We start from the raw sequence: 18591 nt of genomic DNA on the forward strand, positions 1-18591 counted from the left end.
CGGCCTGTCAGCCCATGCGCTCGGAGGCGTAGCTCCCGGGGCTTGCCGGGAACACGATCGTGCGGTTGCCGTTGAGGAAGACGCGGCGATGGATATGGGCATGGATGGCGCGCGCCAGAACCTGGCTTTCGACGTCGCGGCCGATCGAAACATAGTCATCAGCGCTCTGCGCATGCGTGATCCGCGCCGTGTCCTGTTCGATGATCGGGCCTTCGTCGAGATCGGCCGTCACGTAGTGCGCCGTCGCGCCGATCAGCTTCACGCCACGCTCATAGGCCTGCTTGTAGGGGTTGGCGCCCTTGAAGCTCGGCAGGAAGGAATGGTGGATGTTGATGATCCGGCCCGACATTTTCCGGCACATGGCGTCCGAGAGGACCTGCATGTAGCGGGCGAGCACAACAAGCTCGGTGCCGGTCTGTTCGACGAGATCGAGCAGCTGCCCTTCGGCCTGCGGCTTGTTTTCCTTCGTCACCTTGATGTGGTGGAAGGGAATGTCGTGGTTCACCACGACCTTCTGGTAGTCGAAATGGTTGGAGACGACGCCGACGATATCGATCGGCAGCGCGCCGATCTTCCAGCGATAGAGCAGGTCGTTCAGGCAATGGCCAAAACGCGAGACCATCAGCAGCACCTTCATGCGCTGTTCGCCATCGTGAATTTCGGCATCCATGTCGAACTTCTCCGACACCGGCTTGAACCCTTCCTGCAATGCCGGAAGCGACACGCCTTCTTCGGAGATGAAGCTGACGCGGGTAAAGAATTTGCCGGTGGTGAGGTCGTCGAACTGCGATGAATCGATGATATTGCAACCCTGATCCGCCAGATAGTTGGCGATCGCCGCAACAATCCCCCGCGTCGACTTGCACGAGACCGTCAATACATAGTTCTTCATGGCTCTCATTCCTCTTTCGGCATCCGCCAGCCGGCCTGCTTAGATCAAAGCGAAGCAGGCAATCAAGCCGGCATCTGTCATTGCTCCAACAATCTGCCGGCTACACGCCACTGGCGCCGCGCCTTGTTACCGGCATCAGCTTACGGCAGAGCCGGCAAGAGTCCGTTCCGCCTGCGCCGTCGAAACGCGTATCCCCGCCGTCGAGCCCTCGTTGAACTTGAGGAAGCCCACCAGCAGCCACAGGATACCTGCCGTCTTCATCGAGAAGATCGCGGTCGATCCTATCATCAGGTTCAGGAACATGAAGAGCGAGAGCGCGTGGCACAAGCGCTTCTGATTCGGCGTCTGTCCGGCCGGATAGAAGGATACGAACAGCCAGAAAAGGATGAGCCCGAAGATGGTGGCGCCGTAGGTGATATAGACATAGCCGCTATCCACGAAGGTCGTCGCCTTTTCGAGCTCGAGGCCGAAAGTCGCCGGCACGTCCATGTCGATGATATTCCTGACCGTGCCGCTGATGCGTCCAACGAAATCATCTTCGTGTGCATCCGGCCGGAATGCATGGATGATGAAACCGACCACGACGATCCCCGGCATCATCAGAAAATCGCAGATCTTCGGCAGCCAGGGATAGATGACATAGCCGGCGACGCTGACGATGGTGAAAATCAGCATCGTGCGGGTGTCGTTGGTGACGAGGATCAGAACGACCGTCGATACGAAGATCAGGCGATCCAGCCACGTCAGGCGATTGGCGAAAGCGACCAGATAGATCACCATCACGCCGCAGAAATTGGCAAGCGACACCTGCTCGAGGAACAGCGACGAGGAGCGATGGTCGATCAGGCCGAAGGAGAAGCGTCCTTCGAAACCCAGCGCGCCACGAAACAGGCCGCTATCACTGTAGGTCGCCGGCGGCACGCCGCGGGTATTCTGGAAATACTCGGCGGGATGGAAAAGTCCGACATAGGCCGGCGTCGACAGTATTTCGCAAACGAGCACGATCAAGACGCAAAGGCAGCACAGCCGGAAGGTGAGCTTGAGCGTACGCTCGTTGACCCATCGCCCCATGACGACGAAGGCGAAGATGATCAGGACGTTGCGCAGATGATCGACATAGCCGGCACGATTGATGACCATCACGTAGATCGTCAGCGCGATCGTTGCCAGGAGATAGGCGAGCGGCACAAGATCCGGTTCGAAGATGCCCTTGCGCAACAGATAGGCGAAGCTGAAGACCAGGAGCAGGATTTCGCTGAGCACCACATGGCTTGGCGCCAGAGGTATGATGTTGTGATTGATGAAGGCGAGGATCGCATTGTAGATCACGCCGAGGACGCCCACGGCGAGAATGCTGTAGTCGATCGGTTCCTTTTCGGGAGCTGCCTTCCGCGCCATCGCCGTCAGTCCACCACCGTTTCGCACGCAGCCTTTGCCGGCGACGGTGCCTTGGCCGCCTTCTGCAAGACGCTCATCTGCTTGCGGTCGTGGCCATCGTGCGGCTGAACGTTCAGCGTTTCCGTTTCGGGCCACCAGTCGCCCGCGACCCAGTAGGTCCAGCCGAGCCAGACATCGCCGTTGTCCTGAATATGATCGAGCACCCGGGCAAGCCCGGCCGTGCACTCCTTGTCCTGCGAGACACCGAACTCGCCCAGGAAAACCCTGGCGTTATGCTCGCGCGCCCAGTCGGTCATTGCATCGATCGCGGCCAGCGCCTTTTCGTTTCCGGTGCACTGCGGATGTGTGCCCGACGAATCGTCATCGAAATACTGATGGACCTCGTAGGCAAAATTCTTGCGCGGATCGCGAACGCCCAGCATCACGGTGCCGTTGGCACCGCCGGGCCCGTCCGCCTGCCAGGAATGGGCGCCTGTCCACCGGGTACCGGGAACGAGAATGAGATTGTTTGCACCGGTTGCGCGGATGGTACGGATTGCCGCATTTGCCGCCTTGAGCCAGACATCGGCGGCAATATCATTCGGCTCGTTCATCAGGCCGAAAATCACGTCATCCTGCCCGGAAAACTCGACAGCCAGGCGTGCCCAGAATTCGGCGAAGGCAGACGCGGTGACCGGCGCCTGTCCGATCCGCGTCTTCTTGTAGGCAGCGTAGTTGTGCGGATCGAGAACGATGGTCAGTCCCTTCTCGCGGAGCAGAGCGACCGTGTCCTTGAGGCGCTTCAGCTCCGCCTCATCCAACGGCTTGCCAAGCTCAGGCTGCAGCCGTTCCCAAAGAAACGGCAGGCGTACGGTGTTCATACCTTTGCTTGCGAAGTACGCGATCGTTTCCCGGGATGGATAGGCATAGGCCTTGAATGGCTCGCCACCCGGTTCCCCGAATTCGGCTCCTGATAGATTGACCCCGCGAAAACACGCTCCCGCGGCATTCGCCTGCCCCACCTCGGTCACGAGCAAAGCCAGGGCAACCGCCGCCAGGCGGCGCGGTAGGGACAGACTGGCCTTCATGGTACTCGCACCTATCCGGTTGGACGATCATTGCTGCATCGCCACGGATCTTAACGGTCCGTTAGCTAAGAATTTCTAAAGTCTCAGCCACTTCCGCCAAGAGTTTTGCCGGCGGGCAGCGAGTGTGCGTATGAACCAGTTTGACAGGACGAGGCTAGGCCGGCTGCCGCAATGGCGCACGGGTGAGACCGGCCATGCCGCGCCTCAGCCGGCTGACGTGCGTACTCCGGTTCTGCGCCCCGCCGACTTCCTGCCTGCCAAGCCAAAGGCCGTCTCGCTCATTCCAGATGCGCCGGTGGCCGAGGATGCCCCGCCTCCACCGCGGGTGCCTGCTCCACTGCCCGTCTCCCAGCCGGTTCCAGACACTGTCCCTGCAAGACCCAGCGCTGAGGCGATCGACCCCAGCGGACCATTGCTAGACGTACGCTCAGCCATCAGCGCGGTCTTGAGCCGGCGCCTGATGGTGCTCAGCCTCTCCGTCGTCGGAGCGCTCGCGGGTGCCGTCGTGCTGCCGATGCTGCCGCAGAAATTCACGGCAGGAACGACCCTCTTCTTCGACCCTCGCCAAGTTGGCCTCGCCGATCCGAGCGCGCAATCGACGACCCCCTCGCCCGAGATGATCTCCGCAATGATCGACAGCCAGGTCCAGATCCTGACGTCGGGCAATGTCCTTCGCAGGGTTGCCGATGCGATGAAGCTCGACCAGGACCGCGAATTTACGGGAGGTCGGCCCGACAGCGCCGCCGTCATCAGCGCGCTGCAGAAGGCACTTGTTATCAGCCGACAAGGCGCGACCTACGTGGTTTCGTTGACAGCGACGACGACGGATCCGCAGAAGTCCGCGGCACTCGCCAACCAGGTGGTTGCTTCCTTCCTGAAGGAGGAGGACACCGCCTCGACCGGGCTTTACGAAGGCACGGCAAACACGCTCGACAGCCGGCTGAACGATCTTCGCGCCAAGGTCCAGGAGGCTGAGCAAGCGGTGGAGACCTACCGGGCCGACAACGATATGACTTCGACCCAGAACGGGTTGATCTCCGACCAACGGCTAACCTCGCTGAACACGCTGCTGGTGACGGCGCAGGACAAGACAATTCAGGCCAAGACACGCGCCGATGCCGCCGCGAACCTCCGTTTCGAGGATATTGTCGGCGGCAGCCAGCAAGACGCCGGCGTTTCCACCGCACTGTCCACCCTGCGGCAGCAATATTCGACGCAGGCGGCCATTGTCGGAAGCCTGCAAAGCCAGATGGGGGCGCGCCATCCGCGCCTGCAAGCCGCCCGGTCATCGCTGAAAAGCATCGCCGACGAAATCCAGGGCGAGCTCCAGCGTCTCGCGACAACGGCCCGAGCCGAATATGATCAGGCGAAGAAGGCCGAGGATGCCATCTCCAAGGAACTGGCGGTCCAGAAGGCATTGCAGGTCAACACATCGGACAAGCAGGTCGAGCTCAATGAACTGCAGCGCAAGGCTGCGGCGGCCCGCGACATCTACGAGACTGTTCTGAAACGCTCGAGCCAGACGAGCGAAGAGCAGAACCTGTCGCGCAGCAACATCCGGGTCATTTCCGAAGCGGAACCACCGATCAAGCCCAATGGGCCGAGCAAGAAGATGTTCCTGGTCGCCGGTGCGATCGGGGGGCTTCTCGCCGGCTTTGCAGCGGGTGTCGGCTTCGCGATCTTGGCCAGCCTCATCACGCATCCTGTCATTCGCGGCTACTTCCGCAAACCAGCATAGGTCACGTTTGCGAGACTGTCCGTTCGGCAGTGCCGCGCAGGCTTGATGCGTGGCGTGGCGGCGACTACATCCGTCGTAACAGTTGAAAGGCCGGCTTTCGACAGGAGACCAATATGCGGTTTGCGATGGTGATTCCCGCGGTTCTGGTGATCGCTTCCGCACTGGCGCCCGCAACCGCGTTCGCCACCGACTGGAAGCGCGCCGGCGAAACGCGCGTCCAACCGCTCTACCCCTACACCGACCTGCCTGGCGTAAAGGCACAACCGGACAAGACGGAAGAAGAGCAATTCACCTGCCGAACGGAGACACAGCAGATCCGGCGTCGATATGACGAGATATTCCGATCCGGCATGCCGACGCTGGTCTATGTCTGCGACCGTGACGGCTTTGGCTCGACGGGAACGCTGGTTCCACGCCGCGGCCGCTACCAGCCGGTCCGCTAGTCCGCCAGAGCGACGACCCCGCCCAAGGCGTAATCCGACCGACAGGTTTGCAATCGCTGCTCCTTTTTAGGCAGGCGCGTCTTGCGGCGCTCGCCAAAGCGGGAGAGAACATCTCCAACCATCGCATTGTGGCCATTGCGGAAAAAATTCCGAATCGCGGTAACACAAGCCTGTGCGCGTTCGTAGAGGATATGTCGGGTGAGGAATTCGGCGCGTGAAGCAGAATGGGCGGGCTGGATGCGCGATGCGCTGGGTGGCGATGCGCAGGCCTATCACCGCTTTCTTTCCGCCGTGACGCCGCACCTGCGGGCCATGGCGCGCAAACGCTGCGGCCAGTTCGGAGCGCCGGCGAGCGAAGCGGAGGACGTGGTTCAGGAAGTGCTGCTTGCCGTTCACCTGAAACGCGGAACCTGGGACCCGACACGTCCGATCGGACCCTGGTTGTCGACGATCGTGCGCAACAAGCTGATCGACAGCCTCCGGCGCCGCGGCAGACATACGACTGTGCCGATCGAGGATGTGATGGCGACGCTCGAAGCCGTGGAGCAGACCGACGCAACGGATCGGCTCGACGCCGAGCATTTGCTGGAACGGCTGCGTGACCCGCAGCGCGACATCGTGCGTTCGATATCGATCAATGGCGCCGGCATTCGCGAGACCGCGGAGCGACTGAGGATGAGCGAGGGAGCCGTGCGCGTGGCGCTGCATCGTGCCCTAAAGACGTTGGCAGCCCTGTACCGGAGTGGAATACGTGAAGACGGATGAGCTGATTACCCTTCTGGCGGCAGACGCGCCGGTCCGTTTGCGGCTCGACCGCGCGTTGGCGATCGCGCTGGTTGCGGGCGTGATCATCTCCGCAGCCATCCTGCTCGCCACCGTCGGCATTCGCCATGATATATCGATCGCTATCGAGACCACTCGCGTCCTGTTCAAGACCAGCCTGACCTTGATCCTCGCGCTCGCCGCTTGCGGCCTGGTTTTCCGAATCGGGAAGCCCGGAGCGTCGCCCAGAGCCAGAGCCCTGGTACTCCTCGTCCCTGTCGCCCTCCTCGCTGTTGCCATCGTGCTTGAGCTGATCGTCGTGCCTTCGCAAGATTGGACGACCCGCCTGGTTGGCAACAATGCCGGCTTCTGCCTGATCTTTATTCCGCTGCTTTCGGTAGCACCGTTGGCTGGCTTCCTGCTGGCATTGAGAGGCGGCGCCCCCCAGCGACCGGCCCTTGCCGGAGCCGCAGCCGGCCTCGCCTCCGCGAGCATTGCAGCCGCCCTCTATGCCTGGCATTGCGCCGACGACAGCCCGCTTTTCGTGGCAACGTGGTACACGATCGCCATTGCGGCAATCAGCGCAATCGGAGCCGTGATCGGCCGTCGATACCTACGTTGGTAATGCTCAGGAGAGGGAAAGTGAAAAGCCGTTGGCATCGGCTTTCACATTGTATTCCTTATGGAATGGTGCCCAGAAGAGGACTCGAACCTCCACACCCTTTCGGGTACCAGCACCTGAAGCTGGCGCGTCTACCAATTCCGCCATCTGGGCGACGGAGAGCCATGTACGGGGGTGGCCTCTTGCTGTCAACAGGGTTTTTGAAGTTTTTCTGACGGCGGGCAAAAAAGTCTGTGGTTGATGAGCGGAAGTGCGCTTTTCACAGGAGCGTGACCACGCTTGATGCCGATTGGCGCGCGGTGCACTATATGATCCGGGACACGAAAGGATTGTGGCGATGCCCGATTTCAAGAATCTGTTGCTGATTGCTGTTTTGTCATTGGCACCCGGCGTATCGCTTTCGGCGATGCCGCTCGTGTCGTTGCCGCAGGGCGGGTCCGATCCCGATATCATCAAGGTGCAAACCATGTGCGACGCACGCGGCTGCTTCACCTACGGGCGTACGCAATCCTTCCGTCCGGCCTACATGCAGCCTAACTATCGTCCGCCAACGGCGACAGGGCCGACCTATTACCGTCCGCGCGCGCAGGGGGCCGCACCCCTCTATTACAATACGAAGCCGGTGCCGACGGTTCGGCCGCAGACGCCCGACAAGAATTTCCATGTCCAATGGTGCCGCAATCAGTACAGGACCTATAACCCGAAGACCGATCGCTTCCTTACCTACGAAGGCATCTACAAGACCTGCAGCTCGCCTTACGACTAGGCTCAGCTTTCGAGCGACGCCCGATCGGTATGACCGAGGTCCCTGCCCGGCTCGATAATGTCGCGCACGCGCTGCTTCAGCTCCTTCGGGCCGGGAAAGCCGCCGTCCCGCTTGCGCTCCCATATCAGTTCATCATCCACGCGGATCTCGAAGTTGCCGCCGGTGCCGGGAATGAGAGCGACTTCGCCAAGACTGTCCGTAAAGGTCTGCAGCAACTCCTGCGCCATCCAGCCCGCCCGCAGCAGCCAGTTGCACTGGGTACAATAGAGGATTGTGACACGGGCTTTCTTGTCGCTCATCAGATGCTCCTATGATGATCCGGCTTCGGTAACTGCCTACACAGGACGTAATGCATATTGCAACGGCGAAGCGCATGGTGTTCCTGTTTCCCGGCTGAGAAGACAGGAGTCGCTGATGCGGGTAGCTATCGTCGAGAACATGAAGAATACGCCGCTTGGACCGCTCGGTCTGGCACTGGCCGAAGCAGGCGCCGAAATCACCTATTTCAGGCCTTACATCGACCAGAAGCTCCCTGCAGGCATTTTCGACCATGATGCGCTGGTCGTGCTTGGCGGCGAGCAGAACGCACTCGACGACGCAAAGCACCCCTATCTGCCGGCTCTGGCGCGGCTGATGCAACGCTTCTCCGAATCAGGCAAGGCAGTGCTCGGCATCTGCCTTGGCGCTCAGTTGCTGGCGCGCGGCCATGGTGCGGAGAACCGCCTGAACTTCCAGCTGGAATTCGGCTGGCAACCGATCGAGCAGACTGAGGATGGCAAGAGTGATCCGCTGCTGGCGGGTCTCGATGCGACGTTCACGACCTTCGAATGGCACAGCGACACGTTCACGCTGCCTGCTGGGGCCACCCGCCTGGCGACCGGGACACTGGTGGAAAACCAGGCGTTTCGTGTCGGGCGCGCGGCCTACGGCACGCAGTTTCACTTCGAGGCCAGCTCCGGCGTCGTCGCCGACTGGACGGTGGACTTCGAGGCCTCGATCAGGCGCATGGAGCCGGACTGGCTCGAGCGCTATCCGGCGCTTGCGGCAGAACACGCCGAAAAGGCCGATGTGACGGGGCTGACGATCGCGCGCAACTGGGTGCGCTTGATCGATGTTGCCACGGCCGACAAGCAACTTGTCGCCAGCGCCTAAGGTGAGATGCCGCCGATCATCCTCGGCCCTTCGCCGAGGATCTGCGGCTCCGCGACCGTCACAGCCGTAGCGATTCCGGATAAGCCCAAGCTCACATGTGGGAAGGTCGCCCAGGGATAAGGGCGGCACCAAGCGATGCCGCCCGTCTCTCGTTACCCTTCTGACCTGATCCAGACGAGCATTTCGCCGGGAGTACGGTTGTCCCAGAGGTGGTACGGCACGAATCGAACCGTGGTCTCCTTCGCCGCGGGCGGCGTGGTACGATAGAGCGTCGAGCCCCATTCCTCCGTTTCCCTGACTGCAGGGATATCCAGCGCGACGGCGCCGCGGAGTTCGGCGATTTCCGCCGTCTTCGCGGTCGAGACGCCACCCTTGAGCTGTATCCCGTTCAGACCTGAACCGTTGTCGGTTGCCTCCACGCAATAGACCAGCGGCCCGCGCATCAAAGCAGCCCGTCCGGCATCCTGGCGTACGAGCGGATTTGCCCAGAGCGCACGCGTGGCAAGCGGAATCTCGAGATCGATCTGGTCGCCGCTCTTCCATTCGCGCTCGATGCGAGCATAGCCATCGATCTCGACCGATGCGAGGTTAACCGGCTCGCCGTTGACCCGGAGCTTCGCGCCATCGGCCCACTCCGGAATACGCAACGACACGGCAAAACGCGTCGGCTTTTCGGTGGTCACATCGAAGTGGATGGCGCCGTCCCACGGATAGCGGGTCTGCTGCGCAAGTTCGACCGATGCGCCGGCGATCTCGAAACGAGCCTTGCCTTCGCCGTAGAGATGAACCGCGATCTCGTCTTCCGCGACGCCATACATGTAGGAGCCGATCGAGGCGAGCAGACGGGCGATGTTCGGCGGGCAGCAGGGGCAATGGTGCCAAACCCAGCGATGGTGCTTGCCAGCGCTTTCCAGCGGGTTCTCGTAGAAGAACGTCTTGCCATCAAGCGACAGGCCGGACATCGCGCCGTTGTAGAGCGCCTGCTCCATGATGTCGGCGTAGCGGCGGTTCGGGCCGCGGCCGAGCATGCGGTTCGCCCAGAAGACGAGGCCGACGGAAGCGCAGGTCTCGGCATAGGCACTCTCGTTCGGCAGATCGTAGTAGTCGGTGAAGCCCTCGTTGGCAGCCGCCGGACCGATGCCGCCGGTCACGTACATCTGCTTGGTCGTCAGATCGTCCCACAAGGTCTCCAGAGCGTTGGTCAGGCTGTCATCGCTGTACTCGGTCGCGATGTCGGCCATGCCCGAATAGAGGTACATGGCGCGAACGGCGTGGCCGACGACCTTCTTCTGGTCGCGGACCGGCTCATGGGCCTGGCCATACTCGTAGGTCTTCTGGTGATAATCTTCGGCGCTGCGGCCGTCGCGGATCGCCTCTTCGGTGAAGAAGTTCGGCTCGGTCCCGCGTTCATCGACGAAGAACTTGGCGAGGTCCAGATACTTCTTCTGACCCGTCACGCGGGCGAGCTTGACCAGCGCCAGCTCCACTTCCTCGTGGCCGCAATAGCCCGCGATTTGGCCCGGGCCATGGCCGAAGACGGTGATCATGTAGTCGGAAAAGCGGCACATGATATCCAGCAGCTTGCGCTTGCCGGTGGCCTGGTAATAGGCGACCGCGCCTTCGATCAGATGGCCGGCGCAATAGAGTTCATGATGGTCGCGCAGGTTAGTCCAGCGGCGATCGGGCTGGACGCGCTGGAACCAGGCATTCAGATAGCCATCCTTGTCCTGCAGCTTCTCGTACATATCGACGATGGCGTCGACGCGGGCTTCCAGCGCCGGATTGGCGCGCCGGTAGAGCGAATAGGCCACCGTCTCGATCGACTTGCCGAGATCGCTATCCCAGAACATCTGCGTCGAGCCACCCCATGGACCGATCGGGATGACGACGCCATCGCTCGGCTGGTCGACATCGATGGCGCGCACCATGCCGGCTTCCACGCAGCGGTCGAGCAGGGTTTCGGCGGTGGAATCACAAATCGCATCCTGGCGATCACCGAAGAGCCCATGCACATCGACGTTGGGAACGGGGAGCGGACGGAACTGGCGATCTCTTTTCAGCTTGTTCATGGCTTAATCCATTTCTCTCGGGAGGTTATTTCACTGCGCCGGCCATGAGCCCGCGCATGTAGTAGCGTTGCAAAAGCAGGAAGACGATCAGGCAGGGGATGGTCATCACGGCGACGCCGGCCTGCACGGCGCCCCAGTTGATCGCTCCAAGACGACCGGCGCGAACCGCCATCATCAGAACAGGGAGCGTGTATTTCTCATTGCTGGAGAGGAGCACGAGTGCTGCCAGAAACTCGTTCCACGCATTGAGGAAGGCGAAAATCGCCACCGTCGCTACACCCGGCAGCACGAGCGGCAGCAGCACCATGACCAGCATCTTCATGTCCTGCGCACCATCAATGCGCGCGGCTTCCTCGATCTCCTTCGGGACCGCGTCGAAGGCATTTCGCATCATGAAGACGGAGAAGGGCAGCTGCAGTGTCACGTAGACGAGCGTCAGCCCGAACAGCGAATTGTTGAGGCCGAGCTTCGCCAGGATGATGAAGAGCGGCGTGAGGATCGACTGAAACGGGATCATCAGAGTCGCGATGATCAGCACGAAGAAGACGTTCTTGAGCGGGAAGCGATAGCGCGAGAAGCCATAGCCGGCGAGCAGACTGATGGCGACGGTCAACACCACGGTCGCCAGCGAGACGATCAGCGAATTGATCGTATGCTGCCAGATGCCGGCGCCAAAGCTGTCGAGCGAATGATAGGAATCGAAGCTGATCCCTGTCGTCGGCCACGGCGGCAGCGGTGGCAAGCGGGCTTCGGTGCCGTGGCGGAGCGAGGCCAGCAACGTGATGACAAAAGGGGCCAGGAAGAAGATCGTAATGGCCAGTCCGGTGCCGTGGTAGGCCGTTTGCGCCCGCAGCTCCCTGCTTCTCGGCCGTCCAGTTACGCGGCTCATGCGCGCTCCTCCCCGACTTTGAGCAACCAGAGCTGCGCAACGCTGATGACCACCAAAATGGCGAGAAGCGCGATCGACAAGGCTGCACCGTAGCCGAGATTGAAGGACACGAAGGACTGGTTGAAGATGTAATAGACGACCGAGATCATGCGGTTCTGTGGGCCGCCGGCGGTCATGATGTAGAACTGGTCGAAGGCCAGGATGGAGCCGGTGACCGAAATGATCAGCGCCAGCGCGATCGTGCGGCGCATCAGCGGCAGGGTAATGAAGCGAAAACGCTGCCACCACGACGCGCCATCGACGACGGCGGCTTCGGTCAGGTCGGCCGGGATCGCCTGCAGTCCGGTCAGAAGAATGATCATGGTGAAGCCCGCAATCTTCCAGACGACCATAACGATGATGGTGAGAAACGCACTGTCGAAGGTCGCCAGCAAATTGGGACTTCTCTCGACAAGGCCGAGTGCCTTCAAGGCCGGGCCGATGAAGCCGCTGTCGACATTGGCGAGCCAGACCCAGAGCAGCGAGGCGGACGCCAGCCCAACGACGACGGGCAGGAAGATGATCGTCCTGTAAGTACTGACGAAGGCTCGTTCACGCTCGACGAACAGCGCGAGCGGAAAGGCAACGGCGAAGATCACGATGGTAACGATAACAGTATAGTAGGCTGTGAAGTTCAGCGCCGCCACGAAACGGCTGTCGTTGAACATGCGGAAGTAATTGTTGAAACCGATCCAGCGCTGGGCGCCCATCAGGGGCCAGTTGTGCAAGCTCATCCAGCCTGTGAAGATCACCGGCAGGACAAAGAAGACAATGACGAGAAGCATCGCCGGAGCGATATAGAGAAGGCCGGTCCATTCCGGTCTGGTAGTCCGCCTGCGCACACATGATCGCTGCACTTGACCTGTAACGGTCATCGAAACACTCCGCATCATTTCTGGGAAAACCGGCCGGAGGACTGCCACAATCCTCCGGCCGCGGCCTTTTGGGAGATTATTGGCCGCTGTCGATGATCGACTGCATCTCGGACTGCGCGGTCGAGAAGGCACCATCCACATCGTCGCCGAAGATCGCGGCGTTGGTGAAGGTTGCCCACGGACCGTTGGCGCTGTTGATCAGATCGTTGAACTGCAGCGTGTAGGGCGTCTTGGCAACGCTGATGGCCTTCAGGCCGACCTGCAGGCGTGGATCGAGGCCTTCAAGCACCTTGTCGGCGATGTCGCCGCGCGTCGGCAGACTGCCGTACTTCGCCATCGTCTTCTGGCCGTCCATCGAATAGATGTATTCGAGGAAGTCCTTCACGGCGTCGATCTTCTTGGTGCCCTTGGTGATGACGAAGTTATCGCCACCGGCGAAGGACGACGGCTGGCCGTCAACACCGGGGATCAGCGTCACGCCGAAGTTGATGTCGGGGTGCTCGGTGACCAGCGTGCCGATTGCAAAGGCGCCAAGGCTCTGCTGCCCGATCTTGCCGTTGGTGAAGCTCAGGAAGTTGGCGCCATTGTCGCTCGCAGCACCAGCCGGCACCAAGTCCTTCTTGACCATGTCACGGTAGTAGCCGACCGCCTTGCGCATCTGCGGCGTATCGAGCGTCGCGGTCTTGCCATCGGCCGACAGGATATCGGCACCGGCACCCCAGGTGAGTGGCGTGAAGGTGAAGATCATGCAGCCGCCGCAACCGCCGCCGGAGAAGTAGAAGCCGTAGGTGTCGTCACCGAGCTTGCGGATCTTTTCGGCGTTAGCGGTGATCTCTTCCCAGGTCGCGGGCGCCTTTTCCGGGTCAAGTCCGGCCTTCTTGTAGAGATCCTTGTTCCAGGCAAAGACCGACGTTTCGACCGACAACGGCAGGCCGTAGATGTGATCCTGATAGGTGCCCAGTCGGACGTGCGACGGCGACAGCGAGTTGAAATAGGGCAGCTTCTTCGCCCAGTCGGTCAGGTCCTCGAGCTGGCCGGCTGCGGCAAAGGCCGGCGTATAGATCAGGTCCATCGACAGCGCGTCGGGCGCCTGACCGCCGGCAATGGCGGTGGCATATTTCTGGACGAGTTCGGAGAACGGAACTTCAGTCGCAACGACCTGGTTCTCGTGGCTGGCGTTATAGGCCTCCACCACCTTCTTGAACGATTCGCCGATACCGGAACGAACCCACATTTCCACCTTTTCGGCGGCCGATGCACCTGTCACCAGGCACAGGGTAGCAACGCTTGTCGCTGCCAATAGACGCTTGATCATGGCTTTCCTCCCAAAATGGCGCTCTCCTCCGCGCCGGTTCCTCAACCCGTGGGGTTTCCCCCGCATGACTGCCGCACCACAAGACGGCACGGCAATTTCCTGACGCCGGCTTCCACCGCACGCCCTTCCGCCAGCGCCAGAACCGTCAAACCGGCCTGTCGTCCCAGCTCCTTGAGTTCCATATCGACCGACGTCAGCGGCGGGCGGGTCTGTGCGGCGACAATCTCCCAATTGTCGAAGCCGACGACCGACACATCCTCCGGCACACGAATGCCGCGCTCACGCAAGGCATCGACGGCCCCGCGCGCAATCTGGTCGTTGCCGCAGAAGAGCGCATCCGGCCGCTCGCCCTGCCCGGCCCAGATCTCGGCCACTGCCTCGTGCCCCCAGGCCTCGGCCCACTGGCCGTAAAGAACCAGGCCCTCATCGCCGATCACGTCGCGATAGGCGCCGGTACGCTCGCGAACCGAGAAGAAGCTTTCGGGACCCGTCACATGCGCAATTCGGCGGCGACCGGTTTTCACCAGCCATTCCACCGCCAGACGCGCGCCCTGCGCATCGTCGGAACGGAACGTGACGCTATCCGGTGCGCCTTCGGTAAAGGCGTAGACGACCGGCACGGGCACATTCGAAAGATCGACCGGCAACTGCCGATCCAGACGCTTGCCCGACGCAATAATGCCGTCCACCTGTTTTTCCAGCATCGCCTCGACGTGAACCTGGCCAAGCGCCGGATCATCCTCGATGGCACAGAGAAAGACCGAGACGCCGTGGTCGACAAGCGCTTCCGAAATGCCCGCCATCAGCGGCAAGGTGAAACGACCGTAGGTGTCGTTCGTCAGAAGGCCGATGGTGAAACTGCGCTTGCTCAGCAGGCCGCGAGCGAGCGCATTGGGGCGAAAACCCACATCTCCGGCGACCCGCTTCACACGCTCCCGTGTCTCGGCGCTCATGCGGCCCGTATCGTTCAGCGCCTTCGACGCCGTGGATATGCTGACCCCTGCCGCCGCCGCGACATCGTGGATCGTGGTCCGCCCTTTTTTTCCTCCCGCGATATCCACCGCGCTCTCCCGTATTTTTCGTGAGAAAACCTTTTCTCTTCCTGTTCGTCAAGTGAGAAAAGGTTTTCTCATTCAAATCTTGTTTCTTGCTGAGAGACGGTTGCGGCAGGATCCGCAAACGAAAACGAGCGGTTCCTGATGGGAGCCGCTCGTCATTTTCATCGACGGGAGAGGGTTATCCTTAGCCAGCTTTCAAGCTTGCCGCTGAATTGCCTACCAATTCCGGCATCAGATCGGCGATCTTCACGACTTTGCCACTGCGCGAACTGCTGAGAGCCGCAATGCCACAGAGGACCGACATGGCGCCGGCGCGGGTTCCGGCGCGCTGACCGAGCTTGTCCTCCATACCGGGCTTGAAGATCATGTTGCGCATCCTGTCGTCGCCGCCGTAGTGGCCGCCGGCCGAATGCGGCACGACGATGCGTTCAACGGCATCCCTGCCCTTCGGAAAATTGCGGATAAGAAGGATGGTATCTTCATCCGGCGTTTCCCAGGGCTGCTTTTCGAACTGGCGTAATTCTATGCGTCCCTCGGTGCCGTTGAAGGCGATGTGATGTCCCTCGATCGGCTGGAATGTATTCAGCGAGTAGGAGACATGGACATTGTTCTTGTAGCGAATGCTGACGACCATGGTATCGGGAATGTCGATGTCTTCGCGGTAGACGCAGCCGTCACGGAAGTAGCCGTCAATCTCCGAGGGATCCTCGTAGAGCGCATCGAGGAACGGATCGGCCTCCAGATCGAGATAGTAGTCGCACTCTTGCGTGTGCGGACAGAGCTTGCAGCGCGGGCCGCGGAACGGGCCCTTGCGACCATAGTTCTGCAAATCGGCAAATGACGTGACCGCCTCGGGATCGCTGTCCAGGTACCAGTTCAACAGATCGAAATGATGCGTCGCCTTGTGAACGAAGAGACTTCCCGAATTTTCGGTGTAGGCGTGCCAGCGGCGGAAGTAGTCGGCGCCATGCTTGGTATCGAGGTACCAGTGGAAATCCACGGAAGTGACCCTGCCGATCTCGCCTGCGTTGAGCAGTTCCTTGATCTTCGCGGCCGTCGGCGCATAGCGGTAGTTGAAGGAGACATCGACCCGCTTTCCGGTCCTCTTCTCGGCGTCGAGGATGCGACGGATCTTGTCGACGGCAGTCGTCATCGGCTTTTCGGTGATGACGTCGATGCCGGCTTCAAGTGCCCGGACGACAATCTCGTCGTGCGTATAGTCGGGTGTGCAGACGATGACCATGTCGACCTGCTGCTCGGCCAGCATCGCATCGATGTTCTCGTAAATCGGCGCGTTGCTGCCAATCATCGTTCGCGCGCGTTCGGCGCGAAGCGAATTGGTATCCACGATGGCGACAAGATCCACGTGCTCCCGCCAACCGGCGAGCAGTTCCTTGCCCCACATCGTGGTTCCGCGGTTGCCTGTTCCTATGAGTGCAAAGCGGCGTTTCTCCATCGGATGATCCTCCTTCATGCGTGCTGAAACGAAATTCCGTGCCTATGCCTGGCAGCAACTCCGGTAGCGCTCGACACAGGTGGCAATCACCTCATCCGCCGGGCGCTTCCACCAATTGTCCGCCGAGAAAATCTCGACCTCCTGGGCGCCGAAGAATCCCGCGCCTTCGACCATCCGTCGTATGCCTTTCAGATCGATGACGCCATCGCCCATCATGCCGCGGTCGGTCAGCATGTCCCTGGTGGGCACGAGCCAGTCGCAGATGTGGTGAGCGAGGATGCGGTCCATGCGACCGGCGCGTGCGATCTGGTTTGCAAGATCGGGATCCCACCAGACGTGATAGACATCGATCGCGACACCGACGCCCTCACCGACCTGCTCACAGATATCGAGAGCGTGGCCGAGCGTATTCACGCAGGAGCGATCGCCGGCATACATCGGGTGCAGCGGTTCGATTGCCAGCGGCACGCCGGCGGCGCGCGCATGCGGCAGGGTCGCCGCGATGCCATCGGCTACCATCTGGCGGGCGGCGCCGATATCCTTCGAGCTGCCGGGCAGGCCGCCGACGACAAGCACGAGGCAATCCGCGCCGAGCGCCGCAGCCTCGTCAACCGCGCGCTTGTTGTCGTCAATCGCCTTCTGGCGACCATCCGCATCCACTGCGGGGAAAAACCCGCCGCGGCATAGCCCCGTCAGTTTGAGTCCATTTGCACGGACAATACGCACCGCCTCATCAAGGCCGGCCGCCGCCACCTGGTCGCGCCATGGCGCGATGGCGGTGATGCCGTGCTTCAGACAAACATCCACGGCAGCGGCAAAGCCACATTGCTCGCGGATTGTCGCGAGATTGATCGAAAGTCCTTCTACCATTCTGATCCTCCCGCTTCAGACGACGCCGTGCACGGCCAGCACATTCTTCATCCGAGCGACCGCACGGTCTGGGTCGGCAAGCACACGGGCCTTGTCGGCGAGACGGAAAAGCTCGGCGAGATGCGAAAGCGAACGCGCGCTTTGCTGGCCGCCGACCATGACGAAGTGATCCTGCAGACCGTTGAGGTAAGCGAGAAAGACGACACCCGTCTTGTAGAAGCGGGTCGGCGATTTGAAGATATGACGAGAGAGCGGAACCGTCGGCTCAAGCAGCTCGAAGAATTCCTTATCCCGATTGGCCCCCAACGCCTCCAGGGCTGCGGACGCGGCCGGCGCAATGGCATCGAAGATACCGAGCAATGCATCCGAATGCCCCTGTTCATCGCCGGCTATCAATTCCGCGTAGTTGAAATCATCGCCGGTGAACATGCGCACAGCGTCCGGCAGCTGCCGGCGCATGGCAATCTCCTTTTCCTTGGAGAGGAGCGAGATCTTGATGCCCTCAACCTTCGCCGCATTGGCTTCGATCACCTGCAGGCAGGTCGACATCGCCTTCATGTGATCGACGTTACCCCAATAGCCCTCAAGAGCCGGGTCGAACATCTCGCCAAGCCAGTGGATGATGACGGGCTGCTTCGCCTGCCTGAGTATTCGATCGTAGACCCTGACATAATCATCTGGATGCTTTGCTGCCGCGGCCAGCGCGCGGCTCGCCATCAGGATGATACGCCCGCCCGCGGCCTCCACGGTCTCCATCTGCTCTTCGTAAGCCCTGATGATCTGATCGATCGTCACATCAGGCCCTGCAACGAGATGATCGGTGCCGACGCCACAGGCGATGAGAGCATCTTTTCGGCCAGCGGCTTCCCCCAGCGCGCGCCGAATGAGCTCCCGCGCCTCCGGCCAGCCAAGTCCCATGCCGCGCTGGGCGGTATCCATGGCCTCGGCGACGCCGAGGCCGAGGTCCCAAAGCCGGTGGCGGAACGCCAGCGTCCGGTCCCAATCGATTGCGGGCGCAATCCATGGGTCGTTGTCCGCAAGAGGGTCCGCAACGACATGGGCGGCGGCATAGGCAATGCGGGAGAAGTCCTTGGCGTCGCGCTTCTTGAGCTCGATCGGAGAACCGGTCAACTCATAGGGCACTATCTTGCCGTCGATAGGAAGGTTGATCGTGGTCACG

The 18591-nt window shown here is 61.2% G+C and carries 18 protein-coding genes and 1 tRNA gene; 6 read left to right on the plus strand and 13 right to left on the minus strand.

What is annotated here, in order from left to right:
* Positions 1-7: 7 nt before the first annotated feature.
* From purU to QTL94_RS04190, 3 genes are all read right to left on the minus strand, one after another.
* A complete protein-coding gene (gene purU, locus QTL94_RS04180; protein WP_289800695.1) occupies positions 8-892 on the minus strand; it encodes a formyltetrahydrofolate deformylase in 885 nt (294 codons plus the stop codon).
* A 135-nt stretch (positions 893-1027) separates the two neighbouring features.
* On the minus strand, positions 1028-2290 hold the full coding sequence (locus QTL94_RS04185) for a hypothetical protein (protein WP_289800696.1): 1263 nt from the start codon (positions 2288-2290) through the stop codon (positions 1028-1030).
* Between the two features lie 5 nt (positions 2291-2295).
* A complete protein-coding gene (locus QTL94_RS04190) occupies positions 2296-3357 on the minus strand; it encodes a glycoside hydrolase family 5 protein (RefSeq protein WP_289800697.1) in 1062 nt (353 codons plus the stop codon).
* 130 nt (positions 3358-3487) lie between these two features.
* Here QTL94_RS04190 and QTL94_RS04195 point away from each other — a divergent pair, with 130 nt between their 5' ends.
* The 4 genes from QTL94_RS04195 to QTL94_RS04210 all read left to right on the plus strand — a co-directional run bounded on the left by QTL94_RS04195 (position 3488) and on the right by QTL94_RS04210 (position 6925).
* Positions 3488-5095, plus strand: coding sequence for a GumC family protein (locus QTL94_RS04195; protein WP_289800698.1), 1608 nt, complete (start codon positions 3488-3490; stop codon positions 5093-5095).
* 113 nt (positions 5096-5208) lie between these two features.
* A complete protein-coding gene (locus QTL94_RS04200) occupies positions 5209-5538 on the plus strand; it encodes a hypothetical protein (RefSeq protein ID WP_065691078.1) in 330 nt (109 codons plus the stop codon).
* A gap of 198 nt (positions 5539-5736) precedes the next feature.
* Positions 5737-6303 (plus strand): sigma-70 family RNA polymerase sigma factor, encoded by a 567-nt coding sequence (locus tag QTL94_RS04205; protein ID WP_065691079.1) that lies wholly within the window; start codon positions 5737-5739, stop codon positions 6301-6303.
* Entirely contained in the window at positions 6290-6925 is a 636-nt protein-coding gene (locus QTL94_RS04210; protein ID WP_289800699.1) for an NrsF family protein, read from the plus strand. The genes QTL94_RS04205 and QTL94_RS04210 overlap by 14 nt, the downstream gene beginning before the upstream one ends.
* A 63-nt stretch (positions 6926-6988) precedes the next feature.
* On the opposite strand, the gene QTL94_RS04215 is transcribed toward QTL94_RS04210, so the two are convergent.
* Positions 6989-7075: transfer RNA gene (locus QTL94_RS04215), tRNA-Leu, on the minus strand.
* Positions 7076-7259: 184 nt separating this feature from the next.
* Between QTL94_RS04215 and QTL94_RS04220 the strand changes: the two genes are divergently transcribed.
* Positions 7260-7688, plus strand: coding sequence for a BA14K family protein (locus QTL94_RS04220; RefSeq protein WP_289800700.1), 429 nt, complete (start codon positions 7260-7262; stop codon positions 7686-7688).
* Between the two features lie 2 nt (positions 7689-7690).
* Here the strand turns inward: QTL94_RS04220 and QTL94_RS04225 are convergent, their stop codons facing one another.
* Positions 7691-7987 carry an Rdx family protein gene (locus tag QTL94_RS04225; RefSeq protein WP_113520579.1) on the minus strand — a complete coding sequence of 99 codons (297 nt, stop codon included), beginning with the start codon at positions 7985-7987 and terminating at the stop codon, positions 7691-7693.
* A 115-nt stretch (positions 7988-8102) separates the two neighbouring features.
* Between QTL94_RS04225 and QTL94_RS04230 the strand changes: the two genes are divergently transcribed.
* Entirely contained in the window at positions 8103-8840 is a 738-nt protein-coding gene (locus QTL94_RS04230) for a type 1 glutamine amidotransferase (protein WP_289800701.1), read from the plus strand.
* 152 nt (positions 8841-8992) lie between these two features.
* Here QTL94_RS04230 and QTL94_RS04235 read toward each other — a convergent pair whose 3' ends face one another.
* The 8 genes from QTL94_RS04235 to QTL94_RS04270 form a co-directional block, all read right to left on the minus strand.
* Positions 8993-10909, minus strand: a complete 1917-nt coding sequence (locus QTL94_RS04235; protein ID WP_065691454.1) for a glycoside hydrolase family 127 protein — start codon at positions 10907-10909, stop codon at positions 8993-8995.
* Positions 10910-10934: 25 nt separating this feature from the next.
* The gene (locus tag QTL94_RS04240; protein WP_289800702.1) at positions 10935-11798 is read right to left on the minus strand and encodes a carbohydrate ABC transporter permease; all 864 of its coding nucleotides are present in this window, start codon (positions 11796-11798) and stop codon (positions 10935-10937) included.
* Positions 11795-12712: a carbohydrate ABC transporter permease gene (locus QTL94_RS04245; protein WP_065691533.1), complete on the minus strand. Its 918-nt coding sequence runs from the start codon at positions 12710-12712 to the stop codon at positions 11795-11797. Before QTL94_RS04245 ends, QTL94_RS04240 begins: the two co-directional genes overlap by 4 nt.
* Positions 12713-12788: 76 nt before the next feature.
* Positions 12789-14027 (minus strand): ABC transporter substrate-binding protein, encoded by a 1239-nt coding sequence (locus QTL94_RS04250; protein ID WP_065691456.1) that lies wholly within the window; start codon positions 14025-14027, stop codon positions 12789-12791.
* Positions 14028-14068: 41 nt separating this feature from the next.
* Positions 14069-15088 (minus strand): LacI family DNA-binding transcriptional regulator, encoded by a 1020-nt coding sequence (locus QTL94_RS04255; RefSeq protein ID WP_289800703.1) that lies wholly within the window; start codon positions 15086-15088, stop codon positions 14069-14071.
* 181 nt (positions 15089-15269) lie between these two features.
* Positions 15270-16541 carry a Gfo/Idh/MocA family protein gene (locus QTL94_RS04260; RefSeq protein ID WP_289800704.1) on the minus strand — a complete coding sequence of 424 codons (1272 nt, stop codon included), beginning with the start codon at positions 16539-16541 and terminating at the stop codon, positions 15270-15272.
* Positions 16542-16583: 42 nt separating this feature from the next.
* A complete protein-coding gene (locus QTL94_RS04265; protein WP_289800705.1) occupies positions 16584-17411 on the minus strand; it encodes a sugar phosphate isomerase/epimerase family protein in 828 nt (275 codons plus the stop codon).
* Between the two features lie 15 nt (positions 17412-17426).
* Positions 17427-18590 carry a dihydrodipicolinate synthase family protein gene (locus QTL94_RS04270; RefSeq protein WP_289800706.1) on the minus strand — a complete coding sequence of 388 codons (1164 nt, stop codon included), beginning with the start codon at positions 18588-18590 and terminating at the stop codon, positions 17427-17429.
* Position 18591: the final 1 nt, after the last annotated feature.

The sequence above is a fragment of the Rhizobium sp. S96 genome, from assembly GCF_030382195.1.
GTDB lineage: Bacteria > Pseudomonadota > Alphaproteobacteria > Rhizobiales > Rhizobiaceae > Rhizobium.